A 2,901-nucleotide genomic window follows, 5' to 3' on the forward strand; every position below is an offset into this window, starting at 1 on the left:
ACCATTCAGGTGTTTAATGTGCCTGAAGCAGTATTGGCTGAACAATTGGAAGCTTGGGAAACCTCAATTCCTGATTATATTTCATTAGCTTATTTGCCAAGTCCGGGTAAAGTTCGATTGCGTCTAACAGCTAAAACTAATGATGTTGAACAGGCCAATAAAGATATAGATGTATTAACTAATACATTGTATCGGATTGTAGGAGAAAATATTTATGCGGAAGAAGATAAAACCATCAACGAATTGTTAGGAAGTGCACTTAAAACAGGCAATAAAACTATAGCTGTTGCAGAAAGTTGCACGGGTGGAAATATTGGACAATTAATAATCAGTATTCCCGGTAGTTCGGCTTATTTTAGGGGAGGTGTGATTGCTTATGATAATTCAATAAAACAAGGTGTACTGGGAGTAGCGGAAACTGATTTGATAAGGGAAGGCGCAGTTAGCCAGCCTGTAGTTGAGCAAATGGCAATAGGTATAAAAAAACTGATGGATACCGATTATGCTATTGCTACATCTGGCATAGCAGGACCTGATGGAGGAACAGAAGAGAAACCGGTAGGAACTGTTTGGATCACTATTGCCGGAGATTTTGGTGTCAAAAGTCAGTGCTTTAATTTTGGCAAGATAAGAGCACGAAATATTCAGCGTTCATCTGAAGCTGGAATGATTATGTTGCTTCAGATGATTAATAAGAAATAATGTATTGTGAGTGGTAATATCAGTGTTTTTTATATTTCTATGAGAAATGGCTATTGAGAAAAATAAAAAAACATATAAAATATCCCTTCAGGTATTTGTATAATCAGATAAAAATGCCGTATTTTGCGCTCTGTTTGAAAAATGTATCCGAAAAAAACTGTTGAGCGATGTCAAGAGTATGTCAAATAACTGGTAAATCATTCATGGTGGGAAATAATGTTTCTCACTCAAAAAGAAGAACCAAGAGAAGATTCGATATTAATCTTTTCAAGAAGAAATTCTATTTACCTGAAGAAGAGCGTTGGGTAAGTTTAAGAGTATCTGCTGCCGGTTTGCGTATGATCAACAAAGTTGGTTTGTTAGCAGCCCTTAAGCAGGCAAAAGAAAAAGGATTTATTGCTAACTATTAATAAGGAGTAGAAATGGCAAAGAAAGCAAAAGGTAATCGCGTTCAGGTTATTTTGGAGTGTACAGAGCACAAAGAAAGCGGACAACCAGGAACTAGCCGATATATTACCGTAAAGAACAGGAAAAATACTCCTGATCGCATGGAGTTAAAAAAGTATAATCCGATTTTGAAGCGTGTTACTTTACACCGCGAAATCAAATAAAACTGATTAACCATGGCAAAGAAAGCAGTAGCATCATTGCAAAAAGGTGAAGGTAAAGGTCACACAAAAGTGATTAAAATGGTAAAATCTCCTAAAACCGGAGCTTATACTTTCCGTGAAGAGATTGTGCCAAATGAAATGACTAAAGAATATTTCAAGAAGTAATTCTGAAATACAACTTATATCTTAAAAGCTTCCTTATTTTAAGGAAGCTTTTTTGTTGACCTAAATCAATGTACAAGTAATTGATCAGCTTGATTTTAAAAGGCTGGAGGCAAATTGCTAATAGTGACAGCTTTTTTACAAAAACTACTATCTACTGACTAATTACTAATTAACTATTTTATATCTTTAAGCCCTTTAAAATTAATATATATGGGTTTATTCGGGAGCTTCACGAAAGCGAAGAAAGAAAGTCTGGATAAAGGACTGGCCAAAACAAAAGAAAGCGTACTTAAAAAGCTGACCAGAGCCGTTGTTGGAAAAACAAAAGTTGACGACGATGTGCTTGATGAGTTGGAGGAAGTATTAATCACATCTGATGTTGGAGTTGATACCACTTTAAAAATTATTGAGCGCATTGAAGAGCGTGTAGCAAAGGATAAGTTTCTAAGTACATCGGAACTAAACGATATATTACGTGAGGAAATTGCACAGCTTTTAGCTGAAAATCAATCAGGTGATGTCAGTCAGTTCGAATTGCCTAAAGGCGAACACCCATATGTAATCATGGTAGTTGGTGTGAATGGTGTTGGTAAAACAACGACTATTGGAAAACTAGCTAATAAGTTTAAGCAGGCCGGCAAAAAAGTAGTATTGGGAGCTGCTGATACATTCCGTGCTGCGGCTATTGACCAGTTGGTTGTCTGGGCTGATAGGGTAGATGTACCGATTGTAAAGCAAAATATGGGTTCTGATCCGGCTTCGGTGGCATTTGATACACTTGAGTCTGCAAAAAACCAAGATGCTGACGTGGTGATAATTGATACAGCTGGTCGTCTTCATAACAAGGTTAATTTGATGAACGAGTTAACCAAAGTGAAGCGCGTGATGCAAAAAATAGTACCTGACGCGCCGAACGAAGTTTTATTGGTTTTAGATGGTTCAACAGGACAGAATGCTTTCGAACAAGCTAAGCAATTTACTAAAGCAACTGAAGTTTCAGCATTGGCCATTACGAAGTTAGACGGCACCGCAAAAGGTGGTGTAGTTATTGGTGTATCTGATCAATTTAGTATACCAGTCAAATATATTGGAATTGGTGAAGGAATGGATGATTTGCAGGTTTTTAACCGGGATGAATTTGTCGATTCGTTATTCAGATAAAAGAATTATATACTTAAAAGCTGTTTGAAAAGACAGCTTTTTTTGAAATGTAAATAGATATTAAAGTACTTAAATTAACAATATGTCTGTGCCAAAAGGAAAGAAAGTGGATGTTGTAACCCTTGGTTGTTCTAAAAATCTGGTGGACAGTGAATTTCTGATTCGTCAGTTTAAAGCCAATGGGATTAAAGTTGCACACGATGCTGAAAAACCGGATGGAGAAGTGGCCATCATCAACACTTGCGGATTTATAGCTGATGCT

5 protein-coding genes and 1 pseudogene are annotated in these 2,901 nt (G+C 36.7%); all 6 read left to right on the forward strand.

The features are described from left to right. Positions 1-702: nicotinamide-nucleotide amidohydrolase family protein (locus tag AC4MRQ_RS25490; RefSeq protein ID WP_491200555.1), on the forward strand; the 702-nt coding region annotated here is incomplete at its 5' end. Positions 703-869: 167 nt separating this feature from the next. Further along, complete coding sequence (gene rpmB / locus AC4MRQ_RS25495; protein WP_491200556.1) at positions 870-1,112, forward strand: 50S ribosomal protein L28; 243 nt, start codon at positions 870-872, stop codon at positions 1,110-1,112. Between the two features lie 12 nt (positions 1,113-1,124). Next, on the forward strand, positions 1,125-1,313 hold the full coding sequence (gene rpmG / locus AC4MRQ_RS25500) for a 50S ribosomal protein L33 (protein WP_200465062.1): 189 nt from the start codon (positions 1,125-1,127) through the stop codon (positions 1,311-1,313). A gap of 12 nt (positions 1,314-1,325) precedes the next feature. Further along, on the forward strand, positions 1,326-1,478 hold the full coding sequence (locus AC4MRQ_RS25505; RefSeq protein WP_430822384.1) for a DUF4295 domain-containing protein: 153 nt from the start codon (positions 1,326-1,328) through the stop codon (positions 1,476-1,478). A 210-nt stretch (positions 1,479-1,688) separates the two neighbouring features. Then, positions 1,689-2,639: a signal recognition particle-docking protein FtsY gene (ftsY, locus tag AC4MRQ_RS25510; RefSeq protein ID WP_491200557.1), complete on the forward strand. Its 951-nt coding sequence runs from the start codon at positions 1,689-1,691 to the stop codon at positions 2,637-2,639. A gap of 82 nt (positions 2,640-2,721) precedes the next feature. Then, positions 2,722-2,901 (forward strand): annotated as a pseudogene (locus AC4MRQ_RS25515) (30S ribosomal protein S12 methylthiotransferase RimO); the annotation flags it as partial.

The sequence above is a fragment of the Carboxylicivirga sp. genome (genome assembly GCF_982718395.1).

Excerpts from the sequence above, each read along its gene's own strand:
- rpmB (WP_491200556.1), top strand. The coding sequence starts at position 870 with ATGTCAAGAGTATGTCAAATAACTGGTAAATCATTCATGGTGGGAAAT.
- rpmG (WP_200465062.1), top strand. The coding sequence starts at position 1,125 with ATGGCAAAGAAAGCAAAAGGTAATCGCGTTCAGGTTATTTTGGAGTGT.
- AC4MRQ_RS25505 (WP_430822384.1), top strand. The coding sequence starts at position 1,326 with ATGGCAAAGAAAGCAGTAGCATCATTGCAAAAAGGTGAAGGTAAAGGT.
- ftsY (WP_491200557.1), top strand. The coding sequence starts at position 1,689 with ATGGGTTTATTCGGGAGCTTCACGAAAGCGAAGAAAGAAAGTCTGGAT.